The sequence below is a fragment of the Curtobacterium sp. MCBD17_040 genome, assembly GCF_003234805.2.
In the GTDB taxonomy this organism is placed as follows: Bacteria; Actinomycetota; Actinomycetes; order Actinomycetales; family Microbacteriaceae; genus Curtobacterium.
In genome coordinates this window covers 2189169-2213861 of record NZ_CP126273.1, presented here as the reverse complement: position 1 = coordinate 2213861, position 24693 = coordinate 2189169, and the positions used below count along the sequence as shown (strand labels likewise).

The following is a 24693-nucleotide window of genomic DNA, read 5'->3' as shown; positions in this document are numbered from 1 at the left end:
TGCGAGAACGGCCGCCGCGAGTATAGATGACGCGCTGGGATCGGTCCCGGTCGTCGTGGAGGGAACACACGGACATGGCGTTGCGCGTCGGCGTGATCGGTGGCGGACAGCTGGCCCGGATGATGGTGCCGCCGGCCGTGGAACTCGGCCTCGACATCCGGGTGCTCGCGGAGCAGCCGGGCATGGCGGCCTCGATCGCCGCGACGGCCACGGGTGACTACCACGACGCCGCGACCGTGCTCGCCTTCGCGCGCGAGGTCGACGTCGTGACGTTCGACCACGAGCACGTGCCCCAGGACGTGCTGGCCGCGCTCGTCGACGCCGGCGTGGCCGTGCGTCCCGGCCCCGCCGCCCTCGCCGTGGCCCAGGACAAGATCGTCATGCGCACACGGCTGTCGTCGCTCGGGTTGCCCGTGCCGGACTGGGCCGCCGTGCACGACGCGGCCGAACTCGGCGCCTTCCTCGACGCCCACGGTGGCCGCGCGGTCGTCAAGACCGCCCGTGGCGGGTACGACGGCAAGGGCGTCCGCGTCGTGACGGCGTCCGACCAGGCCGACGACTGGTTCACCGCCCTGGCCGAGACCGCCTCGGGTGACGCGTTGCTCGTCGAGGAGCTCGTCGCCTTCACGCGGGAGTTGGCGCAGTCCGTGGCGCGGCGTCCCTCGGGCGAGGTCGTCCCGTGGCCCCTCGTCGAGACCGTCCAGCGCAACGGCGTGTGCGCCGAGGTCATCGCGCCGGCGCCGGGCAGCGCGGGGCGGATCGCGGACACGACCGAGGACATCGCCGTCCGCATCGCCGAGGAGCTCGACGTCACGGGCGTGCTCGCGGTCGAGCTGTTCGAGACCGACGATGAGCGGATCCTCATCAACGAACTCGCGATGCGGCCGCACAACACCGGGCACTGGTCCATCGACGGCGCCACGACGAGCCAGTTCGAGCAGCACCTCCGCGCGGTCCTCGACCTGCCGCTCGGAGCGCCGGGCATGCACGCGCCCACCGCGGCCATGGTGAACGTGCTCGGCGGCCCGGCCGACGGCGACCTCGCGTCGCGCTACCCCGCCGCACTCGCCGAGTTCCCCGAGGCGAAGTACCACTTCTACGGCAAGGCGCCGCGGCCCGGGCGGAAGATCGGCCACGTCACGGTCACGGGCGACGACGTCGACGACGTCGTGTTCCGTGCCCGGGCGGCCGCAGCGCACTTCGACGACTGACGGGCGGCCGCGCGACGGCCCGGCGCCGTCCCTCCCGACCGGCGCCGTCCCCCGATGGGGGATCCCCCGGACTGGGCGGTGCACAGGGGTGACCACTGCTGTTGTCATGGACAACAGCCAGTCACGTGTGCTCCCGACGCACGTTCCACCCCGTGCGTCCCCGACGCACGACCGCGCCCACCACGCCGTCAGGAACGTCCATGCTCCGCTCTCTCTGCGCCGCGACCGCCGGGATCGTCGCGGCCGCCGCCGCGGTCGTCTCGATCGCCGTCGTGCCCGTGTCCGCGGCGTCCGCCGCGTCGGGCACACCCCTCACCGCCGCCACGGTCCACAGCGCCGCGTCGAGCGGCGTCTTCGCCGGCGGACCGTACCGCGAGCCCACGAGCCAGGCGGCCCAGGCGGCCAGCAGCCTCGCGGCGGCGGGCGACAGCAGCGGGGCCGCGGCCGCCCGCGCCATCGCGCAGTACCCGGTCGCGATCTGGCTGGGCGAGTGGTACTCGAACGCGCAGCTCGTCGACCTCCTCACCTCGACGGAGGCCGCGGCGGCCGGGGCGGGCGCGACGCCCGTCTACGTCACCTACGCGATCCCGAACCGCGACTGCGGCGGCTACTCGTCCGGCGGCATGACCGCGACGCAGTACACGCGGTGGGTGGACCTCATCGCATCGACCCTGCGGGGGAAGCGAGCGGCCGTGATGGTCGAGCCGGACTCCCTCGCGATGCTGAGCAGCTGCCCCGACGAGGCGACGAGCCGGTACGCGCTCCTGTCGCACGAGGTCAGCGCCTTCACCGCCGCGGGGGTCCCGGCGTACCTCGACGGGGGGAACTCGAACTGGGTCCCCCCGGCCACCATGGCGCAGCGCCTCCGTTCCGCGGGTGTCGCCGATGCGCGCGGCTTCTTCAGCAACGTCGCGAACTACTACCCGACCGCGCAGGAGCAGGCCTACGACCAGCAGGTCTCCGCGGCGACGGGCGGCGCCCACTACGTCATCGACACGTCACGCAACGGGCAGGGCTGGCGGGGCACCTGGTGCAACGGGCCCGGAGCCGGACTCGGCGCGGCCCCGCGCGTCGTCGACGACGGCACGGCGCTCGACGCCCTCCTGTGGGTGAAGACCCCCGGCGCGAGCGACGGTTCCTGTGGCGGTGCGCCCGCCGCAGGGGAGTGGTACCCGAGCTACGCCCGGGCCCTCGTCGCGAACGCCGTGCTGGACCCGAACGGCACCGTGAGCGCGAGCTCCGGCAACGGCGGCACGACCGCGCCCGCGGGATCCGCCCCGAAGGGGTCGTTCGACCGCGCCACCGCGGTCACGGCCGGTGTCACCGTCCAGGGATGGGCGTTCGATCCCGACGCGACCCGAACGCCCCTGTCCGTCCGGATCACCGTCGACGGCGCGGCGACCACGATCACCGCGAACGTCACCCGGCCCGACGTCGCGCGCGCCTACGGCGTCACGGCCGCGCACGGGTTCTCCGCCACCGTCCCGGCGACGAGCGGGAAGCACGCGGTCTGCGCGAGCGCGGCCGGCGTCGCGGGCGGCGGCGACAGCAGCCTCGGATGCAGGACCGTGACCGTCCCGTCCGTCAGCCCGAAGGGGTCCTTCGACTCGGCGACCGGCGCGGCCGGTGGCATCCGGGTGGCCGGATGGGCGTTCGACGGCGACCAGACCGGGACCGCCCTCACCGTCCGGGCCGCCATCGGGTCGACGACGACCACGTTCACGGCCGACACGACGCGGAAGGACGTCGCGCGGGTGTACGGGGCGGGGGCGTCCCACGGCTTCACGGCACTCGTCCCCGCGGCGGCCGGGTCGCGGAGGGTCTGCCTGACGGCGGTGAGCGTCGGCGGTGGCGCCGACACGAGTCTCGGGTGCAAGACCGTCACGGTGCCGAACACGAGCCGGTAGGCCCACCGACCGCGGTGGCCGGTGTGCCGGCGTGGCCATCTCGACGCGCGGACGGACGGACGGACCAACGAACGGACGGATCGCGGCCGGGTGGCCCGTCCCGCGCCGGTAACATCGACCCGTGACCGACACCACCGCACCGTCGTCCCCGCTCGTCGCGATCGTCATGGGATCCGACTCGGACTGGCCGACGATGCGCGCGGCCGCCGAGATCCTGACCGAGCTCGGCATCCCGTTCGAGGCGGACGTCGTCTCCGCCCACCGCACGCCCGACAAGATGATGCGGTTCGGTCGGGAGGCCGCCGGTCGCGGCATCCAGGTCGTCATCGCCGGCGCGGGTGGTGCGGCGCACCTCCCCGGCATGCTCGCGGCCGTGACGACGCTGCCCGTCATCGGCGTCCCCGTGCAGCTCGCGCGGCTCGACGGCCTCGACTCACTGCTGTCGATCGTGCAGATGCCCGCGGGAGTACCCGTGGCGACCGTCTCGATCAACGGCGCGGCCAACGCGGGGCTCCTCGCGGCCCGCATCATCGGCTCCGCCGACGCCGCCGTCTCCGCGCGTCTGGTCGACTACGCCGCGGGACTCGAGGACCTCGTCGAGCAGAAGGCGGCGGCGCTCCGCGCGCAGCTCTGAGGGGTGCCGGGCCGACCACGGCGTCCCGGGCGGCGCGGCGAGGCCGGTGACGGGCCTCCCGCGCGTGCCGCTCAGAGGTCGGCGTGCAGGTGCCAGACCTCGGCGGCCGAGTCGCGCCAATCGAACATGCGCGCGCGGTCGGGACCGGCGACCCGGAGCTGCGCGGCGAGCGCCTGGTCGCCGACGACCTGGAAGATCGCGTGGGCGAGCCGTTCCGGGTACGTCTCGATGGGGTTCGTGTCGACCACGACCGCGGCGTCCGCGGCGACCTCGCGCACGGCCGGCGCGTCCGAGTGGATGACCGGCGTGCCGAGGCTCATCGCCTCGATCACGGGCAGGCCGAAGCCCTCGGCCAGGCTCGGGAACACGAACACCGACGCGCGGGCGTAGACGACCGCGAGGTCGGCGTCCTCGATCCGTCCGAGGACCTTGACGCGGTCCGGGGCGAGGCCCGCGGCGGCGGCCGTGCCGGCCACGTCGACGTCGCCCCAGCCGTCCGGACCGCTGATGACGAGCGGGAGGTCGGCGGGAGCATCGGGGCGCGCCATCGCCGCGATGAGGTGCCCGAGGCCCTTGCGCGGTTCGAGCGTCCCCACCGCGAGCACGTACCTCTCCGGGAGGCCCAGGCGCTCGGCCCGCACGTCGGCGTCGACCGGGACCCGGAGTCGCCCGCTCGGCGCGCCACCGATCACGCGGAGGCGGTCCTCGAACCGGTGGATCTCGTTGAGCTCGGCCGCGACCGCGTGCGTGGGCACCACGACGGCGTCCGCGTACTTGTACGCGCGCTTCACCATCGCCTTGTGGAAGTGGACACCGCGGGGCGTCAGGGTCTCGGGGTGGGTCCACGGCACGACGTCGTGCACCGTGACGACCGTCTGCCGGCCCGGCTCCAGACCACGGTCGTGCTTGACCAACGGGGCGAGCACGCTCGGCGCGTGCACCATCCCGCGGCTGGCGCCGTGGGCGAACCCGCCCTGCCAGGCGAGCGAGAGCTCGCGGCGGGGCAGCGACAGGCGCTCGAGGTCCGCCAGGCCCGGCAGGAGCGTCCGGATGTGCGCCAGGTCCCCGGCGTCGACGGCCGACACGATGCCCTCGACGTCGCAGCCCGCCGGTGCGGTGGCGATGAGTTCCCGCGTCAGTTCCTCGGCGTACCGCCCGATCCCGCCCGGCACCGGGGCCACGATCTGGTCGACGATCACGCGGAGGGTGGTCATGGGGCTGTTCGGTCTCCTGGAGTTCGCCGACGACGCGTCGGACCCGGTCTCGCTCGGCCCGCGGACGTCCCCGGCAGGCCGCACGAACCTATCAGTGCTGCCCTGGAGTTCCGCGAGAGCCGAGCGCGCCGAGGTCGTCCCGCTCGGTCGGGACCGCGACGGGCGGCACGGGACGGTGCCGCCGGTTCAGCACGAACACGGCCGCGAACACGACGTCGACGACCGTGAGCAGCACCCGGGACATCACCGCGACGCTCACCGCGGTCCCGCTGGCGAGCGGCACGCCCGCCACGAGCAGCGCGGTGAGCGTGGCCTCCCGCCCGCCGAGCCCGGCCGGCAGGAAGAACACGACGAAGCCGACGAGCCACGCCAGTGCGTAGCCGCCGATCACGAGCAGGAACACGCCGGGGCGGAGGTGCGCGAGCGGCGACAGGACGAGGGCGATGTGCGTGCCGAACAGCCCCCAGGCGAGCGCCGCCCACCCGAACGCGCGGGCCAGGGTGGGGTAGGGGATCGTGAGCTGACCGAGCTCCCGACGCGTCACCCGTGAGGCCAGGCGCATGCCGAAGCCGAGCACGGACGGGTGGAGTGCGGCGACGACGATGGGCACGAGCAGGAGCACGAACCAGTAGGTCCGGAAGGCGCCGGGGGCGACGAACGGGATCGTGACGGCCGCCACGCAGACGCCGGCACCGCAACTGACGAGCAGGGTCAGCATGCCGACGGCGACGCTCTTGGCCGCGGGCACCTTGTGCTCGCGGCCGAGGTCCGCCTGCGCGACGATCGGCCACACCGAGCCCGGGATGTACTTGCCGATCTGTGACAGGAAGAACACGCGCTGCGCGGCACCGAGCGGGAGGCGGTGCCCCGCGCCGGCCAGGAGGCTCCGCCAAGACAGGAACGTCACCCACGTCGCGGCGAACCCGAGCAGGAGTGCGAGCGCGAGCGGCGCCGGACGCTGCCGCGCGAAGGCGGCGGCGATGTCGTCCGCGCGCGGCACGAGGAACGCCACGCACAGCGCCAGTGCGAGCACGAGGGCCACGACGCGGATGACGGTCCGGCGGCTGCGTCGCGGGGCGGGCGGCGTCTCGGGGCTCGTGGTCATGATCACCTAGGGTAGTTCGCGGCCGATGACGCATCGGCCCGGGCAGGGAGGACACGAGGCCACGTGCGCATTCTCGCATTCGGGACGTACCAGGCGGCGAACCACCCGCGCGTCACGGTCCTCGTCGAGGGCCTCCGTGCCCGGGGCCACCGGGTCGTCGAGGCGAACGTGCCGCTCGGCCTGAGCACCCGGGACCGCGTGGCCATGCTCGGGTCGCGGACCGGGGCGGTCCGGATGGCCGTGCGGCTGCTGTCGTCGTGGAGCCGGCTCGCCGTCCGGGCACTGCGGGTCCGGGCCGCCGGTCGTCCCGACGCACTGCTCGTCGGGTACATGGGGCACTTCGACGTCTGGCTGGCGCGAGCGCTGTTCCCCCGGACCACCATCGTGCTCGACCACCTGATCTTCGCCGCGGACACGGCGGCCGACCGCGGCGTCGGCGGTGGCGTCGTCCAGCGCGCCCTCCGGTGGCTCGACCGCGCCGCCCTCACCATCGCCGACGTCATCGTCCTCGACACCGAGGAACACCGGGACCTCGTGCCGGCCGCGCTGCGGTCGAAGGCGGTCGTCGTGCCCGTCGGCGCGCCCGCGGAGTGGTCCGCGGTCGAGCCCGCGCCCGAGCCCGGGGACGGACCCGTCCGCGTCGTGTTCTTCGGACTGTTCACGCCCCTCCAAGGGGCCGCGGTGATCGGGCACGCGCTCGCGGGCCTCCCCGAGGGGCTCGTCGAGGTCTCCATGATCGGGTCCGGTCAGGACCTCGACGCCACGCGCGCGGCCGTCGGCGACCGACCCGACGTCACCTGGACGCCCTGGGTGGAGGCCGCCGACCTGCCGTCCGTGGTCGCCGCGCACCACGTCGGTCTCGGCGTGTTCGGGACGACCGACAAGGCGCTCCGGGTGGTGCCGAACAAGGTGTACCAGTGCGCCGCGGCGGGTACCGCGATCGTCACGAGCGACACACCGCCGCAGCGACGGATGCTGGGGGAGGACGCGCTGTTCGTGCCGCCCGGGGATGCCGACGCGCTCGGCGCGGCGCTGCGCGGTCTCGCCGAGGACCGTGACCGGTTGGCGGCGCTCCGGAGGGCCGCCCGGAGCCGTGCCGCCGGGTTCCGACCGGCCGCGGTGGTCGCCCCGCTCGAGGAGCGGCTCGCCCGGCGCTGAACGCGGTCGGCGCAGGGCGCGATGGCGCAGGGCGCGATGGCCCAGGGCGCGACGGCCCAGGGCGGCGCCGGGCGCGACGGCGCCGGGCCGCGACGGCGCCCGGCGACCCTCAGGCCGTCAGGACCCCCGCTGCCGCGGCGGCGTGCAGGGCGTCCCGCCAGTCGCGCATCGGCGGGATCCCGGCGGCCGCCCAGCCGGCGTGGCCGAGCACGCTGTAGGCGGGCCGCGGTGCCGGCCGGACGAACGCACTGCTGTCCGTCGGGAGCACACGCTCCGGGTCGAGGCCGGCCTCGGCGAAGATCGCCTTGGTGAACTCGAACCACGAGGCTTGTCCGCTGTTCGTGCCGTGGTAGACCCCGGCGGGAGCGTCGGCGTCGAGGAGCGCGACGATCTGCCGTGCGAGGTCGCCCGTCCACGTGGGCTGGCCGACCTGGTCGGTGACGACGCTCACCGTGTCGTGTGACGCCGCGAGCCGGAGCATCGTCTTGGCGAAGTTCGGGCCGCCGGCGCCGTAGAGCCACGCGCCCCGGACGATGTACGACGAGTGCGGGGCGACGGAGCGGACGAACGCCTCGCCCTCGGCCTTCGTGCGACCGTAGGCGCTCACCGGGTGGGTCGGCGTGTCCTCGGCGTAGGGCGTCGTCGCCGTGCCGTCGAACACGTAGTCCGTCGACACGTGGACGAGCCGGGCGCCGGACTGGACCGCGGCCCGGGCGAGCATCTCGGCGCCCTGGGCGTTGACGCGCCGCGCCGTGGCCTCGTCGGTCTCGGCGTCGTCGACCTTCGTGTACGCCGCCGCGTTGATGACGACGTCGTGGCCCTCGACCGCGGCACCGACAGCGTTGCCGTCGCTGATGTCGAGTTCGGCACGCGTCAGCGCGGTCACCGCCCGCCCGAGGAGCGCCTGCTGGAGGTCCTGGCCGAGCATGCCGCCCGCGCCGGTGATGAGGTACCGGGTCATGCGAGCGCCGCACGCTCCTTGAGCGGCTCCCACCACGCGCGGTTGTCGCGGTACCACTGCACGACGTCGGCGAGGCCCTGCTCGAACGGCACGAGGGGCTCGTAGCCGAGCTCGGCCTGGATCTTCGAGATGTCGACGGAGTAGCGGAGGTCGTGCCCGAGCCGGTCGGCCACGCGGTCGACGTACGACCAGTCCTTGCCCGTGGCGTCGAGCAGCAGCTGGGTCAGCTCCTTGTTCGTGAGCTCCGTGCCGCCGCCGATGTTGTAGATCTCGCCCGCGCGGCCCCGGGTCAGGACCATGGCGATGCCGCGCGTGTGGTCGTCGACGTGCAGCCAGTCGCGGATGTTGTTGCCCTCGCCGTACAGCGGGACGTGCTGGTCGTCGATGAGGTTCGTGACGAACAGCGGGATGACCTTCTCGGGGAAGTGGTACGGGCCGTAGTTGTTCGAGCACCGTGTGATCGACAGGTCGAGCCCGTGGGTGCGGTGGTAGCTGCGCGCGAGCAGGTCGCTGCCGGCCTTCGACGCGGAGTACGGGGAGTTGGGCTCGAGCGGCCGGTCCTCGGTCCACGACCCCTCGGCGATCGAGCCGTAGACCTCGTCGGTGGAGACGTGCACGAAGCGCTGGGTGCGGTGCCGCAGGGCCGCGTCGAGGAGGCGCTGGGTGCCGACGACGTTCGTCTCGACGAAGACGCCGGAGTCCCGCACGGAACGGTCCACGTGCGACTCGGCGGCGAAGTGCACGATCGCGTCGATGCCGGGGACGACCTCGTCGAGCTTGGCCGCGTCGGTGATGTCGCCGTGCACGAAGGTGTAGCGCGGGGAGTCGGCGACCGGGGCGAGGTTCTGCTCGTTGCCGGAGTAGGTCAGCGCGTCGTAGACGACGACCTCGGCGCCCTCGAGGCCCGGGTAGGCGTCCTCGAGCGTGCGTCGGACGAAGTTGGAGCCGATGAACCCGGCTCCACCGGTGACGAGGATCTTCACGGACTGTTCCTAACGGTCTGGCGGAGGGTCGCCGAGGATTCTAGCGGGACGCCGCGGGGGCTCGTCGGAGCGACGGGCGGTCCGGTCCCGCGCCGACGGGGGTCGTTCCGACGTCGCTCCCGCGGCCGGCCGATCGCCACACCGCGACGACCGTCGCGCTCCCGGCGACGGCCAGGAGGCACACGGCCGCGAGCAGGACCGGCGCACCGAGCGGGGTGGTCGCGGCGAGGTGGGCGAGGCCGGCGCGGGTGACACGGAACGCCGCGCCCTCGTCGAAGCCGCGGTAGGCGACGGACAGTCCGTAGACCGCCATGACGGGCGCCCCGACCGCGACGACCCGACCGGCGACGGGCCACCAGCGCGCCGGGAGCAGACGGAGTCCGCCGACGGCGGCGACGAGCAGGAGCGCGGCGAGCGCCACGAAGAAGTACCGCCCCTGCGCCCCGGTGATCCGGTGCAGTCGACCGTACGACTGCCAGTTGTTCGCCAGGAGGAGGAGCAGGGACACCGCCGGGAACGTCACGAGCGCGAGCACGGGTCCACGCCACCGTGACCGGAGCACGACCGCGGCGGCCACGGTGACGAGTCCGGCGATGGTGAGCGCCACCACGACGACCGGGTCGATCGGGTACGAGAGGAGTCCGAACCGACCCCAGAACGACGTCGTGAGCGCGGACCACTCGCTCGACAGGAAGAACCCCGGGTCGCGCTGCTGGCCCGGGGCCCACGGCGACGCCGTCCAGGTGCCGGCGAGCCCGTTCGGCTGGACGGTGCCGTAGCGCACGACGTTGCGGACCCACCACCAGCCCCCGAGCGCGGCGCCGATCGCGAGGGCCACCGCCGCACGTCCCAGCCGTACGCGGAGACGAGCCGTGGTGGCCACGACGAAGGCGAGGCCGACGAGCGGGACGGCGGGGAACCCGGTCGCCTTCGTGGCCACCAGGACGCCGAGGGCGGCGCCGAGTGCGACCGTGGTGCGCCACCGGAGATCGCCGGTGGCCACTCGGACCGCCAGCCAGGTCACGACCGCGCCGAGCAGGATCACGAGCGCGTCGTTCGTGACCGAGGAACCGATCTGGGCCAGTTGCGGCACGGCCGCCAGGGCCGCAGCCGCGACGACGCCGAACCGCCGGGACCGCGTGAGGCGACGGCCGGCAGCCCAGACGAGCATGGGCAGGGGCGCGACGAGTGCGACGTCGAGGAGGCGGAGGACGACGATCACGTGGTCCCACCGCAGGTCCTCGAACCCGACCACGCGGAGCACGACGGCCGCCAGGGCGTAGGCGGTCGGTGGATGCTGGGTCATCTGGTCCGCCCCGGCGCTCGCACCGGGGGCGGCACGGACGAGTTCGGCCCAGGTGCCCCGGTCGGCCGGCGCGGTCGTCGCGACCTCGGCGCGGGCCGCGAGGAGCGCGTTCGACACCCGCAGTGCGCCCGGCGCCGGCCAGCCCTCGCCCGTGGCGATCGCCACGACGGCACCGGTGTGCGGCAGTTCGTCGGGCGCCTGGAAGAGCGGCGTGAGGAGCGCCCAGACGACGAGCAGGAGGGTGAACGCCGCGGTGATCGAGCCGATCGTCCAGCGCTCCCTGCGGGTGACTGGCATCCGGACCTCCATCGTCGGCGAGCTTACCGATGGGCTACCGCCCCGCCCACCCGCCGACCCGCGCCGCGCCGCTCCCGGGCGAGGGCGCGAACCGGTGCCTTGCTACGCTCTCGGGGTGCAGATCCGCGAACTGAAGATCCCCGACAGCTACGAGATCACGCCGAAGCAGTTCGGGGACGACCGTGGCGTGTTCCTCGAGTGGTACCGCTTCGACCGCCTGGCCGAGGCCACCGGCCGTTCGATCGACCTCAAGCAGGCGAACACGTCCGTGTCGAAGCGCGGTACCGTCCGCGGCATCCACTTCGCGGACATCCCGCCGAGCCAGGCCAAGTACGTGACGGCGACGCACGGCGCGGTCCTCGACTTCGTCATCGACATCCGGGTCGGCTCGCCGACGTACGGCGAGTGGGACTCGGTGCTCCTCGATGACGAGGACCGTCGGGCGATCTTCCTGTCCGAGGGGCTCGGGCACTGCTTCGTCGCACTGACGGAGGGCGCCACGGTGTCCTACCTCGTCACGGACGTCTACCAGCCCACGCGCGAACACGGCATCAGTCCGGTCGACCCGGCCATCGGGCTCGCGTTCCCGGAGGAGGCGGGCGAGCTGCTGCTGTCCCCGAAGGACACCGAGGCGCCGACGCTCGCCGAGGCCGAAGCACAGGGGCTGCTGCCGCAGTGGGCGGACGCCCGGTCGTTCTACGACTCGCTGAAGGGGGCCTGATCGCGATGAAGGGCATCATCCTCGCCGGCGGTTCCGGCACGCGGCTGTGGCCCATCACCAAGGGCATCTCGAAGCAGCTCATGCCGATCTACGACAAGCCGATGGTCTACTACCCGCTGTCGACGCTCATGATGGCCGGGATCCGCGAGGTCCTCGTGATCACGACGCCGGAGTACAACGACCAGTTCCGTGCGCTCCTGGGCGACGGCTCCGCGCTCGGCATGACGATCGAGTACGCGGTCCAGCCCTCGCCCGACGGCCTCGCGCAGGCGTTCGTCATCGGCGAGGACTTCATCGGGGACGACAGCGTCGCGCTCGTCCTCGGCGACAACATCTTCCACGGAGTCGGCCTCGGCACGAACCTCCGCAAGAACACCCACATCGACGGCGCGACGATCTTCGCGTACCACGTCTCCGACCCCAAGGCCTACGGCGTGGTCGAGTTCGACGACGCCTTCCGCGCGATCTCGATCGAGGAGAAGCCCGCCGAGCCGAAGTCGAACTACGCCGTGCCGGGGCTGTACTTCTACGACCACCGCGTCGTCGAGATCGCCAAGACGATCGAGCCGAGTGCCCGCGGTGAGCTCGAGATCTCGACGGTCAACGAGCGGTACCTCGAGGCCGGTGCGCTCAACGTCCAGGTGCTCGACCGCGGCACCGCATGGCTCGACACCGGCACCTTCGAGTCGATGATGCAGGCGTCGGAGTACGTGCGCGTGATCGAGGACCGGCAGGGCCACAAGATCGGCTGCATCGAGGAGATCGCCTGGCGGAACGGTTGGATCGACGACGCCGCGCTCGCCGCGCTCGCCGCACCGCTCGCGAAGAGCGGGTACGGCGTGTACCTGCAGCGCCTCCTCGACGCCTGACGCGCGTCCCGTCGCGCGGCACCCCGACGCCCCGGACCTCCGCCAGGAGCCGGGGCGTCGTCGCGTCCCGAGCTCCGTCAGTCGACGTCCGGGAGGCGGTCGGTCGCGATCGCGGGACCCGTGGCGGTGACCGACGGGACCGGGGTGCGCGGGGCCTCCCGGCCGGTCGTGTCCCGACCGGACCCGAGCCCGCACCAGCGCCACGCGAGCACCACCGCGACGACCACCGCGACCGCCATGAGGACGCCGACCACGGCGAGGGTGTGCGACCCGAGCGGCGTCGTGTACGCGAGGTGCGCGAGCCCGGGACGCGTGATCCCGAGGTTCGTCTGCTCGTACTCGCCGCGGTAGGCGACGCTCAAGCCGTACGCACCGACGGCCGGGGCCGCGAAGACGAGGACCCGGGCGGCCCGGCGACGGAGCACCGGCCGGACCACGAGCGCGGACCAGGCGACCGCACTCATCGCGATCGCCGCGACGAGTGCGACGAACAGGAACCGCCCCTGGGTGCCGCCGATCTGGTGCAGGCCACCGTAGGACCGCCAGTCGTACGCGACGACGGCGAGGAGCACGGACGCAGGCAGCGCGCCGAGTGCGACGACGGCACCGCGCTGCGGGAACCGGCGGGTGAACGACCACGCGATCGCGAGCAGCGCCACGAGCGACAGGAGGTCGGTGAGGATCGGGGTCATCGGGAACTGGAAGCCGCCGAACTCGCCCCAGAACGATCGCGTCAGTCCGTCCCACTGCTGGTCGACGAACAGCCCCGGGTTCCGCGTCGAGCCGGGCGGCCACGGCGTGACCGGGGTGAGACCGGCGAGACCGTTCGGCAGCGGGGTGTGGAAGGCGACGAGGGAGTGCACCCACCACCAGGAGCCGAGCACCACGCCGATCGCGAGCGCCACCCCGGCGCGGGCCAGCCGTGCCCGCCAGGGGAGGGCGCGTGCGGCGAGCACGGCGACGGCGACGAACAGGACCGCCGGGAGGCCCGTGGCCTTCACCGACGCCAGCACGGCGAACGTCAGCCCGAGCGCGAGTGTCGTCCACCAGCGCCGGTCACCGGTGAGGATCCGGACGCCGAACCACGTCAGCAGGCCGCCCAGGAGGAACACGGGGGCCTCGTTCGTGACGGAGGAACCGATCTGCGCGAGCTGGGGCACCGCGAACAGCGCGAACGGCGCGACCGCTGCCAGTCGCGGCGCCCGCGTGAGCCGCCGGACCGTCGCCCAGACCAGGACCGGCAGCGGCGCGACGAGGAGGGCGTCGACCAGGCGGAGCACGACGACGGCGACGTCCCACCGGAGGTCGTGGAGGTGGAGGATCCGGAGGACGACCGCCGCGGCCAGGTAGTAGGTGGGCGGGTGCTGCGACATCTGGTCCACGAGCACCGATTCGCCAGGGTGCACCGCGAGGAGGGCACCGACGGTGGGCCGCTGGAGGGGCGGGGTCGACGCGGCGGAGTCGACCGCGGCACGCGTCGCGTTGAGGTAGTGCAGCTGCCCGGGGGCGTCCCAGTGGCCGCCGAGCGCGAGGTGCAGCACGGCGTCGACGTGGGCGGCCTCGTCCGGGGCCTGGAACATCGGGGTGACGAGCGCCCACACGACGAGCAGGAGCGCGAACGCCAGCGTGACCACCGCGACCACCACGACCTCGCGCCGGGTCACCCGGGGGCGGGGCACGACCACCGCGGTGGCCGGGAGGCGCTCGGCGGCGGTCATACCGGGACCTCCTCGCTCCGCGCCGCGCGCGTCCGCGCCGCCGCGGCTGCGGGGATCGCCCACCACGTGGTGACGGCCGCCACGACGAGGGCGACGCCGAGGAGCACGGTGAGGACCGTCACGCCGGCGCCGCCGACGGGACTCACGCTCGCGAGCCGGTGGAGGCCGTCCTGCGTGACGAGGAACTGGTTCTTCTCCCAGAAGCCGCGGTACCCGACGGTGACGCCGTACGCGGCCACGAGCACGGCCGTCACCAGGGCCACCCGGCCGAACCGGGCGCGACCTGCGGGCGTCAGGACGGCGCGTCGCCACGCGAGCGCGCTCAACGCCACCAGGGCCACGATGCCCGGGAAGAAGTACCGGCCCTGCACGCCGCCGATGAACTGCGTGCGGTCGTAGCTCTGCCAGTTGTTGAGCAGCTGGGTCGCGACGAGGAACGCGGGGAACACCGCGAGCGCGATCGCCGAGCGGAGCGCGGGGCCGCGCCGGAACCCCCACACGACGATCCCGCCGATCCCGACGATCGTGAGCAGGTCCGTCAGCACCGGGGTCATCGGGAACTGAGCGCGTCCGAAGTCACCCCAGAACGTCGGTCCGAGGCCCGTCCACTCGCTGTTGAAGAACTGGCCGAAGTTCGGCGTCGCCCCGCCGGTCCAGGGCTCGTCCGGACGGAGGGCGATGAGTCCGTTCGGCTGGAGCGCGTGGTACACGACGATGTTGTGGAGCCACCACCAGCCGCCGAGCACCCCGGCGACGGCGAGCGCGACGAGCGCCCGGAGCGCGCGCACCGCGGGACGGAGGACACCGACACCGGACCAGAACGCGGCGACGGCGACGAACGGGATCGCGGGCAGACCCGTCGCCTTCGACGCGACCGTGAGTCCGAGCGCGACCGACAGCGCCAGGAGCGTGCGGCGTCGGACGTCGCCCGTCACGACCCGGACCCCGAGCCACGTGACGAGCGCACCGGCGAGCATGACGAGCGGGTCGTTGCTCGCGGAGGCACCGATCTGTGCGACCTGTGGCACCGCGAGGACGGCTGCCCCGCCGACGAGCGCCGCGGCGGGTGAGCCCGTCAGCCGTCGGGTCGTCGCCCACGCCAGCAGGGGGAGTGCGAGCACGAGGAGGGCGTCGAACAGCCGCAGGGTGAGCACGACGAGGTCGTACCGGAGGTGCTCGTAGTGCACGAGGTGCAGGACACCGGCCGCGAGCACGTAGTACGTCGGCGGGTGCTGCGTCATCTGGTTCACGCCGGTCTGGTGCGTGTACCGGCGTTCCAGCGCGCCCCACGTCGGGCCCTGGTCGGTCGGGACGTGTCCCACGAGCGCCTGCGCCTGGACCGTCGCGCCCTCGTAGCGGAGGTGCCCGGGTGCCGCCCAGCCGTCGCCGCGCGCCACGTGCACCACGGCGTCCACGTGGGCGGCCTCGTCCGGCGTGTGGAACAGCGGGGTCAGGACCGCCCACAGCGCGAGTACCAGCCCGAACGCGACCGTCAGCGCGACGACGGCGATGCGCTCGCGACGGGTGATCGGAGGGGCGTCAATCGCCATACCGGGCGAGCTTCTGGAGGTCGAGTGTCTCCTCTTGCAACGTCCGGTTCAGGCGTGTCAGGTCGGCGACCACGCCGATCACGATCGAGAGCAGGGCCGTGATGACGAGGACGACGCCGAGGATGAGCGACTGCAGGTGGTTGCCCCCGCCGTCCACCGCCAGCAGGACGAGGTACCGGACGAACGGGATGAGCCCGCACACGGCGAGCAGCACGCTGATCCAGGCGAACAGGGCCATGGGTCGGTACATCAGGTAGACCCGGGCGATCGCGGACCCCGACTGGAACATGTGCTGCCAGATGTTGCTGAAGAGGCGGGACTCGCGGGTCTTCGGGTTCGTGGTGATCGGCACGCTGGCGATCGCGAGGCGCTTGTACCCGGCCTGGACGATGGTCTCCATGCAGTAGCTGAAGCGCGTCACGATGTTCAGCCGGATGAGCGAGTACTTGGAGTACGCGCGGAAGCCGCTCGCGGCGTCGGGCAGGTCGAGGCCGGCCGCGCGGCTGGCGACCCAGCTGCCGAACTGCTGCATGCTCTTCTTGAAGGCCGAGAAGTGCTCGATGGTGCGGGTCTGCCGATCACCGATGACGATGTCGGCCTCGCGCCGGAGGATGGGCTGCACCAGCTCGGTGATCATGGCCTGCGGGTACTGGTTGTCGCCGTCGGTGTTCACGACGATGTCGGCGCCGTGCAGGAGCGCGTAGTCGACGCCGTCCCGGAAGGACCGCGCGAGACCCATGTTCGTCGTGTGGTGCACGAAGTGCTTGACGCCGTGTTCGCGCGCGACCTCGACGGTGCGATCGGAGCAGCCGTCGTCGATCACGAGCAGCTCGACCTCGTCGATGCCGGGGATCTCGCGGGGGATCGAATCGATCACGGACGCGATCGTGGCCTCTTCGTTGAGGGCGGGGATCTGCACGAACAGTTTCAAAATTCGGAACACCTCGGGCTCTGGACAGCGCTGTCGATCCTAGCGGAGGTCGTGAGCGGAACGGTGTCGGCGGCGCGCTGGCACTACCCTCGGACGCATGGCGCGGACCCGGGGACCAGCTCGCGTCGCTGCGGGTGTCGCTCGACGCCTGTTGGCCGGTCGTGACGTCAGCCCACCCGACGCGGGGCACGCACCCGTCGTGCTCGGCATCGCGACGGAGATCGACCAGCGCGGCGTGGACCGTGCGGCGCTCCGCGTCGACGTGACCACCGTCCTCGTGCTCGCCGACGTCCGGACGTCGCTCGCCGACCGCGCCGCCGCCCTCGACGCCGCCGCAGCGTCGGTCGACGCCGCGCAGGTGCTCCTGGCCACGTACGACGTCCACGCCGGACCCGCCACCGCACATCCCGTACCGCGCGTCCCGCAGGGGTGGCAGGGCGTCGACGAGCGCGTGCACGCGACGGTCGGCGGCGCCGTCGCCGCCGCGCTCCCGGCCGTGGTCGGAGCGCGTCTGCTCGTGGTCGACGCGGCGCTCGACGCCGAGCCGGAGGCGTGGGGACGCCTCCTCGACGCGCTCACGCCGGACACCGCGGTGGTCCAGGCGGTCGTGCGCACCCGCGACGACCTCGTCGCGAGCGCGGGTGCCGGGTTGATCCGTCCAGGGTGGCCCACGTGGCCGGTCCTCGAGGGGTTCCCGGTCGAGGACGTCGGCGAGGCGGGCACGGTGGTCTTCGCCGCCGACGAACCCGTCCTCGCCGTCCACACGAGCGCAGTCGGGATCCCGCCGCGCACGATCGACGCACAGGTCACGCTCGCCGCCTGGACACGTGCCGCTGCGGACGCGCACGGCGGGGCCGTGCGGGCCGTGCCGGTCGGACGCGTGTACCGGGACGCGCGCGAGACTCCGCGGCGCCTCGACACCGACGCCGAGGCGGTCGTCCGCGGGTGGGACGACCGAGCGGACGCCTGGACGCCGACGACCCTCGCCGCGCGCGGCCTCGCCATCGCACGCGTCGACGCCGGTCCTGCGGGGCGTCCCGTCGCGCTGCGCGTCCCCGTGCCGTGGCTCGTGCGGGCCGTGCACGCGACCGATCGCGCCGTCCGTCTGCGCTGGTCGCTCAAGATCGCGGCCCACGCCGGCCCCCGCGGTGACGACTGGGGCGACCTGTTCTTCGCCCAGGACCTCGCGGCCGCCCTGCGGCGAGCGGGTCAGGAGGTCGTGGTCGACGCGCGGGACCGGCACGTCCGTCCGCGCTCCGAGCACCTCGACGACGTCAGCCTCGTCCTCCGTGGACTCGACGACACCCCGGTCGTCCCCGGCGCGGTCAACGTGCTCTGGGTGATCAGCCACCCCGACCTCGTCACCGACCCGGAGCTCGCTCGGTTCGACCTGCGCTTCGCCGCGGGCGCTCGGTGGGCGGACGCCACGGCGGCCCGGACGGGACTGCCCGTCCGGACGCTGCTCCAGGCCACCGACCCCGCGCGGTTCGCACCCGGACCGTCCGATCCCGAACTCGCCAGCGACGTCCTCTTCGTGGGCAAGACCCGCGACACCGTCCGGCCGGTCGTCGCCGACGCGGTGGCGGCCGGCCTCGACCTGACGGTGTGGGGATCCGGGTGGGACGCGACACCGGTGGCGCCCCTGGTCCGCGGGGCGTTCCTCCCGAACGACCGCCTGCCCGACGCCTACCGCAGCGCTCGGGTCGTGCTCAACGACCACTGGCCCGACATGGCCGACGGTGGGTTCCTGTCGAACCGGCTCTTCGACGCCGCCGCGACGGGGGCCATCGTCGTGTCGGACGACGTGCCGGGCATCCGCGAGGTCGCAGGACCGAGCGTCGTGGTCACGGCCGGCGGTCCGGACGACCTGCGGCGCGTCGTCGCGGCCGCGCAACCCGGCGACGAGATGATCCGATCGGCGCGTGCCGCGGTGTTCGCCGAACACCATTCGTTCGACCGTCGAGCCGCCGTCCTGATCGAGGAGGTCCTCCGTGTCCGCAGCTGAGTCGTGGGCCGAGGGACCCCGGAGTGCGACGCGGGAGCGACGCCGGGAGGGACGGGCGCGGCGGGACGCGCGGCTCGAGGTCGCCGGGTTGGTCGCCGCCGTGGTGTTCGTCGTGCTCGCCTCGGTCGCCCGTGCGCTGAGCAACGGGCCGCTGTCGACGGCCGACGAGACCGCGCACCTCGACTACGCCTACGAGGTGTGGCACGGTCACCTCCCGGTCTTCGAGCGCGGGATCCAGTTCCACCCCGCCTTCGGGGCCGTCCCGCCCGTGCAGTGGGTCTCGCAGCACCCGCCGCTGTTCTACGCGCTCCTCGCGCCCGTGGTCGGACCGCTCATCGACGGCAACCACCTCTACATCGCGGTGATCGCCGGCCGGTTCGAGGACGCGCTCATCGCGGGGACGACGGTGCTCGCGACGTGGTGGGCCGCGCGGCAGGTGCGTCCGGGGGACCGCGTCGTCGCGGTCGTGGCCGCGCTCGCCACCGCGTCGACCGGCATGCTCATCCTCGTCGGTGGCGCGATCTACAACGACCTCGTCAACGTCACGTTCTGCGCGCTCGCGGTCGGGCTGGCGGCGCGGGCGTTGCGGACCGGCCTGACGACGCGGCTCGTCGTCGCCGCGGCGCTCGTCGGCGTGGGCGGCATGCTGAGTCGGCTCGTGTTCGCCGTCTTCCTCCTGGGCCTCGTCGTCGCCCTGTTCGTCGCGCCGACCCGTGCCGTCACCGCGCGCGGGGCGTGGGGGCGCCGGGTGCTGGCGGCCGTCGTCGTCGGTGTCGTCGCCGCACTCGGGGCGGGGTGGTTCTACCTCCGCAATCGCGCGCTCACCGGCAACGTGGCCGGCAGCCACCCGGCCTGGGCCGCGGCGCACCTCGGTCGGCACGACCGGACCGCGTCGTCCGTCGTGACCGACAAGGGGTTCTGGGAGCAGCTGTTCGCCGTGTACCGGGCCGGCCTGCCGACGACGAGCCCGCTCACGTGGGTCCTGCTCCTCGCACCGCTCGTGCTCGCCGCGGTCGTCGGTGTCGTCGTCCTCGTCCGCACGCTGCGTGCACGCGGACGCCGCCACGGCTCCGCCGCCGCCGATGCGCAGCCGGCCGGGGTTCCCGAGGTCGCCGGGGTCGTCGGGCGGCCGCTCTGGGGTGTCCCGGCAGGGTGGTGGCTCGCGGCGATGATGGTCGCGGTCGTCGTGCTGACGGTGTTCCTCGAGGTCCGGTTCGTGATGGGCGGTGGCGCCCCGAACACGCGCTACGCGCTCCCGCTCGTCCCGGTCACCGCGATCGTCGGGGCGATCGGACTGACCGCGCTCGGGCGCATCGCGGGCACGGTCCTGACGGTGCTCTGGTCGATCTGCGCCGTCGTGGCCTACTCGAGCGCCGTCGGGCTCGTGACCCCGGTCGGCCCGGCGATCGCGCTGACCGCCACGCGTGGCGACTACGTCGTCTCGCTCGTCGTCTTCGCGTTCATGGTGGTGGCGGCCGTCGTGCTCCGCCTCCGGCGGCCGCCGGCAGTCGGCGTCGACGCGGGTTCCGAGCCCGACGTCCACGCCGACCACGGCGGACGGCCCGACGGCGCCTGAGCGTCGCGTCCGGCGTCTCCGGCGTCTCCGGCGTCTCCGGCGTCTCCGGCGTCTCCGGCACCTCCGCGTCGCAGCGAGGACGACCGCGTGTCAGTGCGCGTGTCAGTGCGCGCGGATGCGCGACCGGACCGACCGGGCCACGTCGCCCGCACGGTCGGCCATACGCACGACGCGCCGCGCCCGCATGCGCTGGAGCTCGGCCTCCCGGTGGTTCGCGAGCTGCTCGACGGCGTCGATCCGGAGTTGCTGGTGCTGCACCGTCGACTCGAGCAGCCGCACGTTCTCGCGGACGCGTCCGAGTTCGGTCTCGCGGCGGTCGACCTCGGCATCGCGCGCCGCCAACGCGGCTCCGACCCGGCGCAGGTCGACGAACTCGTCCTCCGGGACGACCTCGTCCTCGCCGTCGGCAAGCGGCGTCCCGCGGTCGGCGAACGAGCGGACGAGGGAGTCGTCCCGGGTGAACGGCCCCGCTTCGGCTTCCGCCTCGGTGACGTGGCGGAGCGCGTAGTAGTGGAGCAGGACGCCCTCCTGGAGGCGCCGGTAGTCACGCATCCCGTGGTGGTTCGGGCTCGGGTTGAGGTCGGGGTTCGCCTCGTACGCGCGACCGGCGATCTCGACGCGGTGCTCGTACTGCCCCCACGATCGCCAGGGGAAGTGCAGGACCTCGAGCGCGAGGTCCTCGGCGGGGGCCTCGCCCGCGGGGATGGTCACGAGGTGGTTGCCCTGGACGACGGCGACGTCCGGGTGTCCGACGTGGATCGCGTTCCCGGACGGCTGCGAGATGAGGCCCGCTGCGTGCAGTTCGGACGCGGAGCGTTCGTCGCGCCACAGGAGCCGCGACAGGCCGGCGCCGCGCCGAGCGAGGGGACCGACCATGTTGACGACGGGGACGACGAACGCGTTCACCGCGGGGTCGAGCCGTTCGAACACCTCGTGGAGCGTCAGGCTGCGGTCCTTGGCGAACAGGAACTCGTCGGCGTCCGCGTTGACGACCCAGTCGGCACCGTGCAGCGTGTGCGCCTCGCGGGCCATCCGTGTCACGGTCTCGCTCTGCTGCTTCCGGTGCACCGGGTCGTGTCGCAGGTCGACCTCGGCGACGCCGGACGCCGCGAACGCCTCGAGGGCCTCGCGGGTGCCGTCGACCGATCCGTTGTCGGTGATGACGAAGACGTCCACGCCCTGTGCGAGGTGGTGGTCCAACCACGGTCGGATGACGTCCGCTTCGTCGCGGACCATGAGCGTGACTGCGAGTTTCATCGGTGGAGTCCCGGGGAGGTGTCGGGTCGGCCTGGGAGGCCGACGTGGTCAGATGGTCGAACCGTGCATCCTGCTGCGGACACCCAGGGCGAGCCTGAGCGCGACGCGCAGCGGCCACAGGTACCACCCGTGGTACTTCGAGGCGAGGAACCGGTACGCGCTCGCGTGGTGTGCGCGGCGCATCCGATCGGACAGGCCACGGGTGGAGTGCGCCCCGACGTGCGTGACGCGAGCCGCCGGCTCGTACACGTTCCGGAAGCCGGCTCTGGAGAGCCGGTAGCCGAGGTCGACGTCCTCGAAGTACATGAAGTAGCGCTCGTCGAACCCGCCGATGCGCTCGAAGGCGCTGCGGCGCACGAGCAGGCACGCCCCCGACAACCAGCCGGCGTCGCGTCGTCGGGCGCCGTCGCGGTCGCTGTGGTACCGGGCGGTCCACGGGTTCCGGGGCCAGACGTTGGCGAACAGCGCGTGGCCGAGCCCGTTCCGGAGCGACGGGACGGCGCGCGCCGACGGGTAGACGGTCCCGTCCAGTTCGACGATCGCCGGGCCGACGGCGCCGATGTCCGCTCGTTCCGAGCCGGTCGCGAGGAGGCGGTCGACGGAGCCGGGCGCGAGGACGACGTCCGGGTTCGACACGAGCACCCAGTCGACGTCCGGGGGGAGCGCGGCCACGGCGCGGTTCACCGCACTGCCGTACCCGGCGTTGGTGCCGAGTTCCAGGAACACGGCACCGCTCGCCTCCGTCGCCGCGCGGAGCCCGGCCAGGTCGTCGGACCGGTTGTCCGCGACGACGACCGGGACCCGGCCGGAGCACGACGCACCGGTCGAGGCGAGGAAGTCGGTCAGGTAGCGGCCGGAGTTGTAGCTGACGGTCACGATCCCGACGTGGGCCGTGCGTCGTTCGGTCGTCGTCATGCCGCGTAGACCTCCTCGTGCACGCGAGCGCACGCGCGCCAGGTGAAGGTCTGCGCACGCTGTCGGCCGTCGGTGGCGAGGGTGGAGCGTAGCGCCGGGTCGGCGAGCAGGCCCGCGAGACCCGCGGCGATCGCGTCCGCCGTGGGCTCCACGTACGCGACGGCGTCGCCTCCGACCTCCGGGATCGCCAGACGGCGCGTCGTCAGGACGGCGGCACCGCACGCCATGGCCTCGAGGACCGGGAGTCCGAAGCCCTCGCCGGTGCTCGGGTACGCCACGACGGTCGCGCCGCCGAGGAACGCGGCGAGATGGTCGTTGGGCAGGAAACCGAGGTGACGGAGGCGGGCGCCGGGCCGGTTCCCCGCGCGTTCGAGCAGGTCCCGAGCCGTCGGGTCCCAACCCAGGCCGCCGGAGACGACGAGCGGGGGAGCGTCCGGGAGTTCGGCGTGTGCGGCGACGAGGGCGGCGACCTGCTTCCGGGGCTCGACGGTCCCGAGGAACGCGACCCAGCCCTCGCGGCGGTCGAGGTCGTGCTCGGCCGCGAACGATCGCACGGCCTCCGGGGTCGGCTCGTGGAACACCGCAGGGTCGACGCCGAGGTGCGCGACGACGTTGGGGACCGCGGTGTGGGGCACGAAGCGGGCGATCTCCGCGGCCGTCGCGGCGCTCGGCGTGACCGTGGCCCGCGCGTGACGGCGGGCGAGTCGGGTCCACAGCCGGAAGAACCGGCCCTTCAGGGCCCCGTGTGCGTCGGGGTCGCTGAAGAAGGTCGCGTCGTGCAGCGTGACGACGGACCTGCGGCCAGCGGCGAGGGGGAACGTGTAGTGGGGACAGTGCAGCACCCGTGCCCGCGCCCGCAGGGCCAGGAGCGGCAGCCCGACCTGTTCCCAGAGCAGTCGGACCGGACGACGCGCCACGGCGGCGGGCGCGACCGCGTAGCGGTGCGACGGTGCCACCGATCGGAGCCACGACAGGTCGTCGGGCTTCACGACGACACCCACCGCCACGCCGTCCTCGGCCAGGCCGCGCAACAGGCCCACGATGTAGCGCGCCACGCCTCCGCGGTTCGGCGGGAGACTGGTCGCGTCGACGAGGACCGGGAGGTCGACCACCGTCAGGCGGGGATCTCGCGTGCGACGGTCGACACCCGCGTCATCCCGGCGTGACGGTCGTCGTCGGCCATGACGAACCGGGCCGCCTCGCGCAGGATCGCGATGTGCTCCCCGGTCTTCTTGGCGAGGAAGCAGTGGATGAAGTACGGGCCACCACCGAACTGGATGTCCCGGAGCCGGTACTCCACGATGGTCCGACCGTGCAACGGCTGGTGCGTGAAGCCGATCTTGCGGCTGTCCGTTCCGTACACGAGGTGGCCGTGCTGGTTCTCGATCTTGAACCCCGAGTTCCACTCCTCCAGCGGCGACGTGTGGGACACGGTCATCCGGATGACGAGGTCGTCGCCCGGCTGGAGTTCCTCGCCCGGCGCGCGGCCCGGCGCGGCGATCTCGACGCGCTCGACCTTGCCGGGCGTCGCTTCCTCGCCCGCGGCCTCGGCCTCGGCGACGCGGCGACCCTCGAGGATCTCGCGGAAGTTCTTGACGGCGTGCCGCGCGGACCCCTGGAACTTGACCTCGCCGTGGTGCAGGACGACGGCGTGGTCGCAGAGCTCCTGGACCTGCCCGAGGGAGTGGCTGACGAGGATGATCGTCCGACCCTGCTGCTGGAACTCGCGGATCTTGTCGAGGCACTTCTTCTGGAACTGCTCGTCGCCCACGGCCAGGACCTCGTCGACGAGGAGGACGTCCGGGTCGGTGTGGATCGCGACGGCGAACGCGAGCCGGACGTACATGCCCGAGCTGTAGAACTTGACCTGCGTGTCGATGAACTCGCCGATGCCGCTGAACCGGAGGATGTCGTCGAACTTCTCCTCGGCTTCCTCTTGTGTGAGACCGAGGATCGCGGCGTTGAGGAACACGTTCTCGCGGCCGGTGAGGTCCGGGTGGAAGCCCGCACCGAGTTCGATGAGCGCGGCGAGGCGCCCGCGTCGAGCGACCGACCCCGTGCTGGGCTCGAGGATGCCGCCGATCACCTTGAGCAGGGTCGACTTGCCCGATCCGTTCGGCCCGAGCAGTCCGATCGTCGTCCCGGCCGGGATGTCGAGGTTGACGTCCTTGAGGGCCCAGAAGTCCTCGCTGTGTCGGCGCCCGGCGCGACCGAGCGTGACGATCCGTTCCTTGAGGGAGTTGTCCTTCCGGATGACGAAGCGCTTCGAGACGTTCCGGATGCTGACGACGGTCGGGGCGTCCTCGAACACGGCGTCCTCGGTCTCGCTCGGGGCGATGAGGTCGTTGTCGATCGACATGTGCTGCCTTTCTCGG

The 24693-nt window shown here is 73.2% G+C and carries 20 protein-coding genes; 8 read left to right on the top strand and 12 right to left on the bottom strand.

The window, feature by feature from the left end; all coding sequences use genetic code 11:
• Positions 1-26: 26 nt before the first annotated feature.
• The 3 genes from DEI94_RS10345 (at position 27) to purE (ending at position 3752) form a co-directional block, all read left to right on the top strand.
• Positions 27-1211, top strand: coding sequence for a 5-(carboxyamino)imidazole ribonucleotide synthase (locus DEI94_RS10345; protein ID WP_258376487.1), 1185 nt, complete (start codon positions 27-29; stop codon positions 1209-1211).
• A 200-nt stretch (positions 1212-1411) separates the two neighbouring features.
• The gene (locus DEI94_RS10340; protein ID WP_111026196.1) at positions 1412-3118 is read left to right on the top strand and encodes a glycoside hydrolase family 6 protein; all 1707 of its coding nucleotides are present in this window, start codon (positions 1412-1414) and stop codon (positions 3116-3118) included.
• 166 nt (positions 3119-3284) lie between these two features.
• Entirely contained in the window at positions 3285-3752 is a 468-nt protein-coding gene (purE, locus tag DEI94_RS10335) for a 5-(carboxyamino)imidazole ribonucleotide mutase (RefSeq protein ID WP_111026229.1), read from the top strand.
• Between the two features lie 71 nt (positions 3753-3823).
• On the opposite strand, the gene DEI94_RS10330 is transcribed toward purE, so the two are convergent.
• Complete coding sequence (locus tag DEI94_RS10330; RefSeq protein ID WP_111009531.1) at positions 3824-4966, bottom strand: glycosyltransferase family 4 protein; 1143 nt, start codon at positions 4964-4966, stop codon at positions 3824-3826.
• 91 nt (positions 4967-5057) lie between these two features.
• Entirely contained in the window at positions 5058-6071 is a 1014-nt protein-coding gene (locus tag DEI94_RS10325) for a lysylphosphatidylglycerol synthase transmembrane domain-containing protein (protein WP_146242879.1), read from the bottom strand.
• A gap of 63 nt (positions 6072-6134) precedes the next feature.
• Here DEI94_RS10325 and DEI94_RS10320 point away from each other — a divergent pair, with 63 nt between their 5' ends.
• Positions 6135-7229 carry a glycosyltransferase gene (locus DEI94_RS10320; protein WP_220038781.1) on the top strand — a complete coding sequence of 365 codons (1095 nt, stop codon included), beginning with the start codon at positions 6135-6137 and terminating at the stop codon, positions 7227-7229.
• A 109-nt stretch (positions 7230-7338) separates the two neighbouring features.
• Here DEI94_RS10320 and rfbD read toward each other — a convergent pair whose 3' ends face one another.
• Genes rfbD through DEI94_RS10305 form a run of 3 tightly spaced genes read right to left on the bottom strand, consistent with a single transcriptional unit; the run spans position 7339 to position 10776 of the window.
• Positions 7339-8190 carry a dTDP-4-dehydrorhamnose reductase gene (gene rfbD / locus DEI94_RS10315; RefSeq protein WP_111026195.1) on the bottom strand — a complete coding sequence of 284 codons (852 nt, stop codon included), beginning with the start codon at positions 8188-8190 and terminating at the stop codon, positions 7339-7341.
• Complete coding sequence (gene rfbB, locus DEI94_RS10310) at positions 8187-9173, bottom strand: dTDP-glucose 4,6-dehydratase (RefSeq protein WP_111009534.1); 987 nt, start codon at positions 9171-9173, stop codon at positions 8187-8189. Before rfbB ends, rfbD begins: the two co-directional genes overlap by 4 nt.
• 40 nt (positions 9174-9213) lie before the next feature.
• The gene (locus tag DEI94_RS10305) at positions 9214-10776 is read right to left on the bottom strand and encodes a DUF2142 domain-containing protein (protein WP_181441749.1); all 1563 of its coding nucleotides are present in this window, start codon (positions 10774-10776) and stop codon (positions 9214-9216) included.
• 115 nt (positions 10777-10891) lie between these two features.
• On the opposite strand from DEI94_RS10305, the gene DEI94_RS10300 reads away from it, so the two are divergent.
• Complete coding sequence (locus DEI94_RS10300) at positions 10892-11497, top strand: dTDP-4-dehydrorhamnose 3,5-epimerase family protein (RefSeq protein ID WP_111009536.1); 606 nt, start codon at positions 10892-10894, stop codon at positions 11495-11497.
• A 5-nt stretch (positions 11498-11502) separates the two neighbouring features.
• Entirely contained in the window at positions 11503-12366 is an 864-nt protein-coding gene (gene rfbA, locus DEI94_RS10295) for a glucose-1-phosphate thymidylyltransferase RfbA (protein ID WP_111009537.1), read from the top strand.
• A gap of 77 nt (positions 12367-12443) precedes the next feature.
• Here the strand turns inward: rfbA and DEI94_RS10290 are convergent, their stop codons facing one another.
• The 3 genes from DEI94_RS10290 to DEI94_RS10280 are packed head-to-tail and all read right to left on the bottom strand — an operon-like array spanning position 12444 to position 16553.
• A complete protein-coding gene (locus DEI94_RS10290) occupies positions 12444-14084 on the bottom strand; it encodes a DUF2142 domain-containing protein (RefSeq protein WP_111026193.1) in 1641 nt (546 codons plus the stop codon).
• Positions 14081-15634, bottom strand: a complete 1554-nt coding sequence (locus DEI94_RS10285) for a DUF2142 domain-containing protein (protein ID WP_111026192.1) — start codon at positions 15632-15634, stop codon at positions 14081-14083. The genes DEI94_RS10290 and DEI94_RS10285 overlap by 4 nt, the downstream gene beginning before the upstream one ends.
• Entirely contained in the window at positions 15624-16553 is a 930-nt protein-coding gene (locus tag DEI94_RS10280; protein WP_375334619.1) for a glycosyltransferase family 2 protein, read from the bottom strand. The genes DEI94_RS10285 and DEI94_RS10280 overlap by 11 nt, the downstream gene beginning before the upstream one ends.
• 109 nt (positions 16554-16662) lie before the next feature.
• On the opposite strand from DEI94_RS10280, the gene DEI94_RS10275 reads away from it, so the two are divergent.
• On the top strand, positions 16663-18570 hold the full coding sequence (locus DEI94_RS10275; RefSeq protein WP_146249437.1) for a glycosyltransferase family protein: 1908 nt from the start codon (positions 16663-16665) through the stop codon (positions 18568-18570).
• Positions 18557-20146 carry a glycosyltransferase family protein gene (locus tag DEI94_RS10270; protein WP_181441748.1) on the top strand — a complete coding sequence of 530 codons (1590 nt, stop codon included), beginning with the start codon at positions 18557-18559 and terminating at the stop codon, positions 20144-20146. Before DEI94_RS10275 ends, DEI94_RS10270 begins: the two co-directional genes overlap by 14 nt.
• Positions 20147-20248: 102 nt before the next feature.
• Here the strand turns inward: DEI94_RS10270 and DEI94_RS10265 are convergent, their stop codons facing one another.
• Genes DEI94_RS10265 through DEI94_RS10250 form a run of 4 tightly spaced genes read right to left on the bottom strand, consistent with a single transcriptional unit; the run spans position 20249 to position 24677 of the window.
• The gene (locus DEI94_RS10265; RefSeq protein WP_111026190.1) at positions 20249-21403 is read right to left on the bottom strand and encodes a glycosyltransferase family 2 protein; all 1155 of its coding nucleotides are present in this window, start codon (positions 21401-21403) and stop codon (positions 20249-20251) included.
• Between the two features lie 48 nt (positions 21404-21451).
• Complete coding sequence (locus DEI94_RS10260; RefSeq protein WP_111026189.1) at positions 21452-22318, bottom strand: glycosyltransferase family 2 protein; 867 nt, start codon at positions 22316-22318, stop codon at positions 21452-21454.
• Entirely contained in the window at positions 22315-23373 is a 1059-nt protein-coding gene (locus DEI94_RS10255) for a glycosyltransferase family 4 protein (RefSeq protein WP_258377968.1), read from the bottom strand. Before DEI94_RS10255 ends, DEI94_RS10260 begins: the two co-directional genes overlap by 4 nt.
• Before the next feature lie 59 nt (positions 23374-23432).
• Positions 23433-24677: an ABC transporter ATP-binding protein gene (locus DEI94_RS10250; protein ID WP_111009545.1), complete on the bottom strand. Its 1245-nt coding sequence runs from the start codon at positions 24675-24677 to the stop codon at positions 23433-23435.
• Positions 24678-24693: the final 16 nt, after the last annotated feature.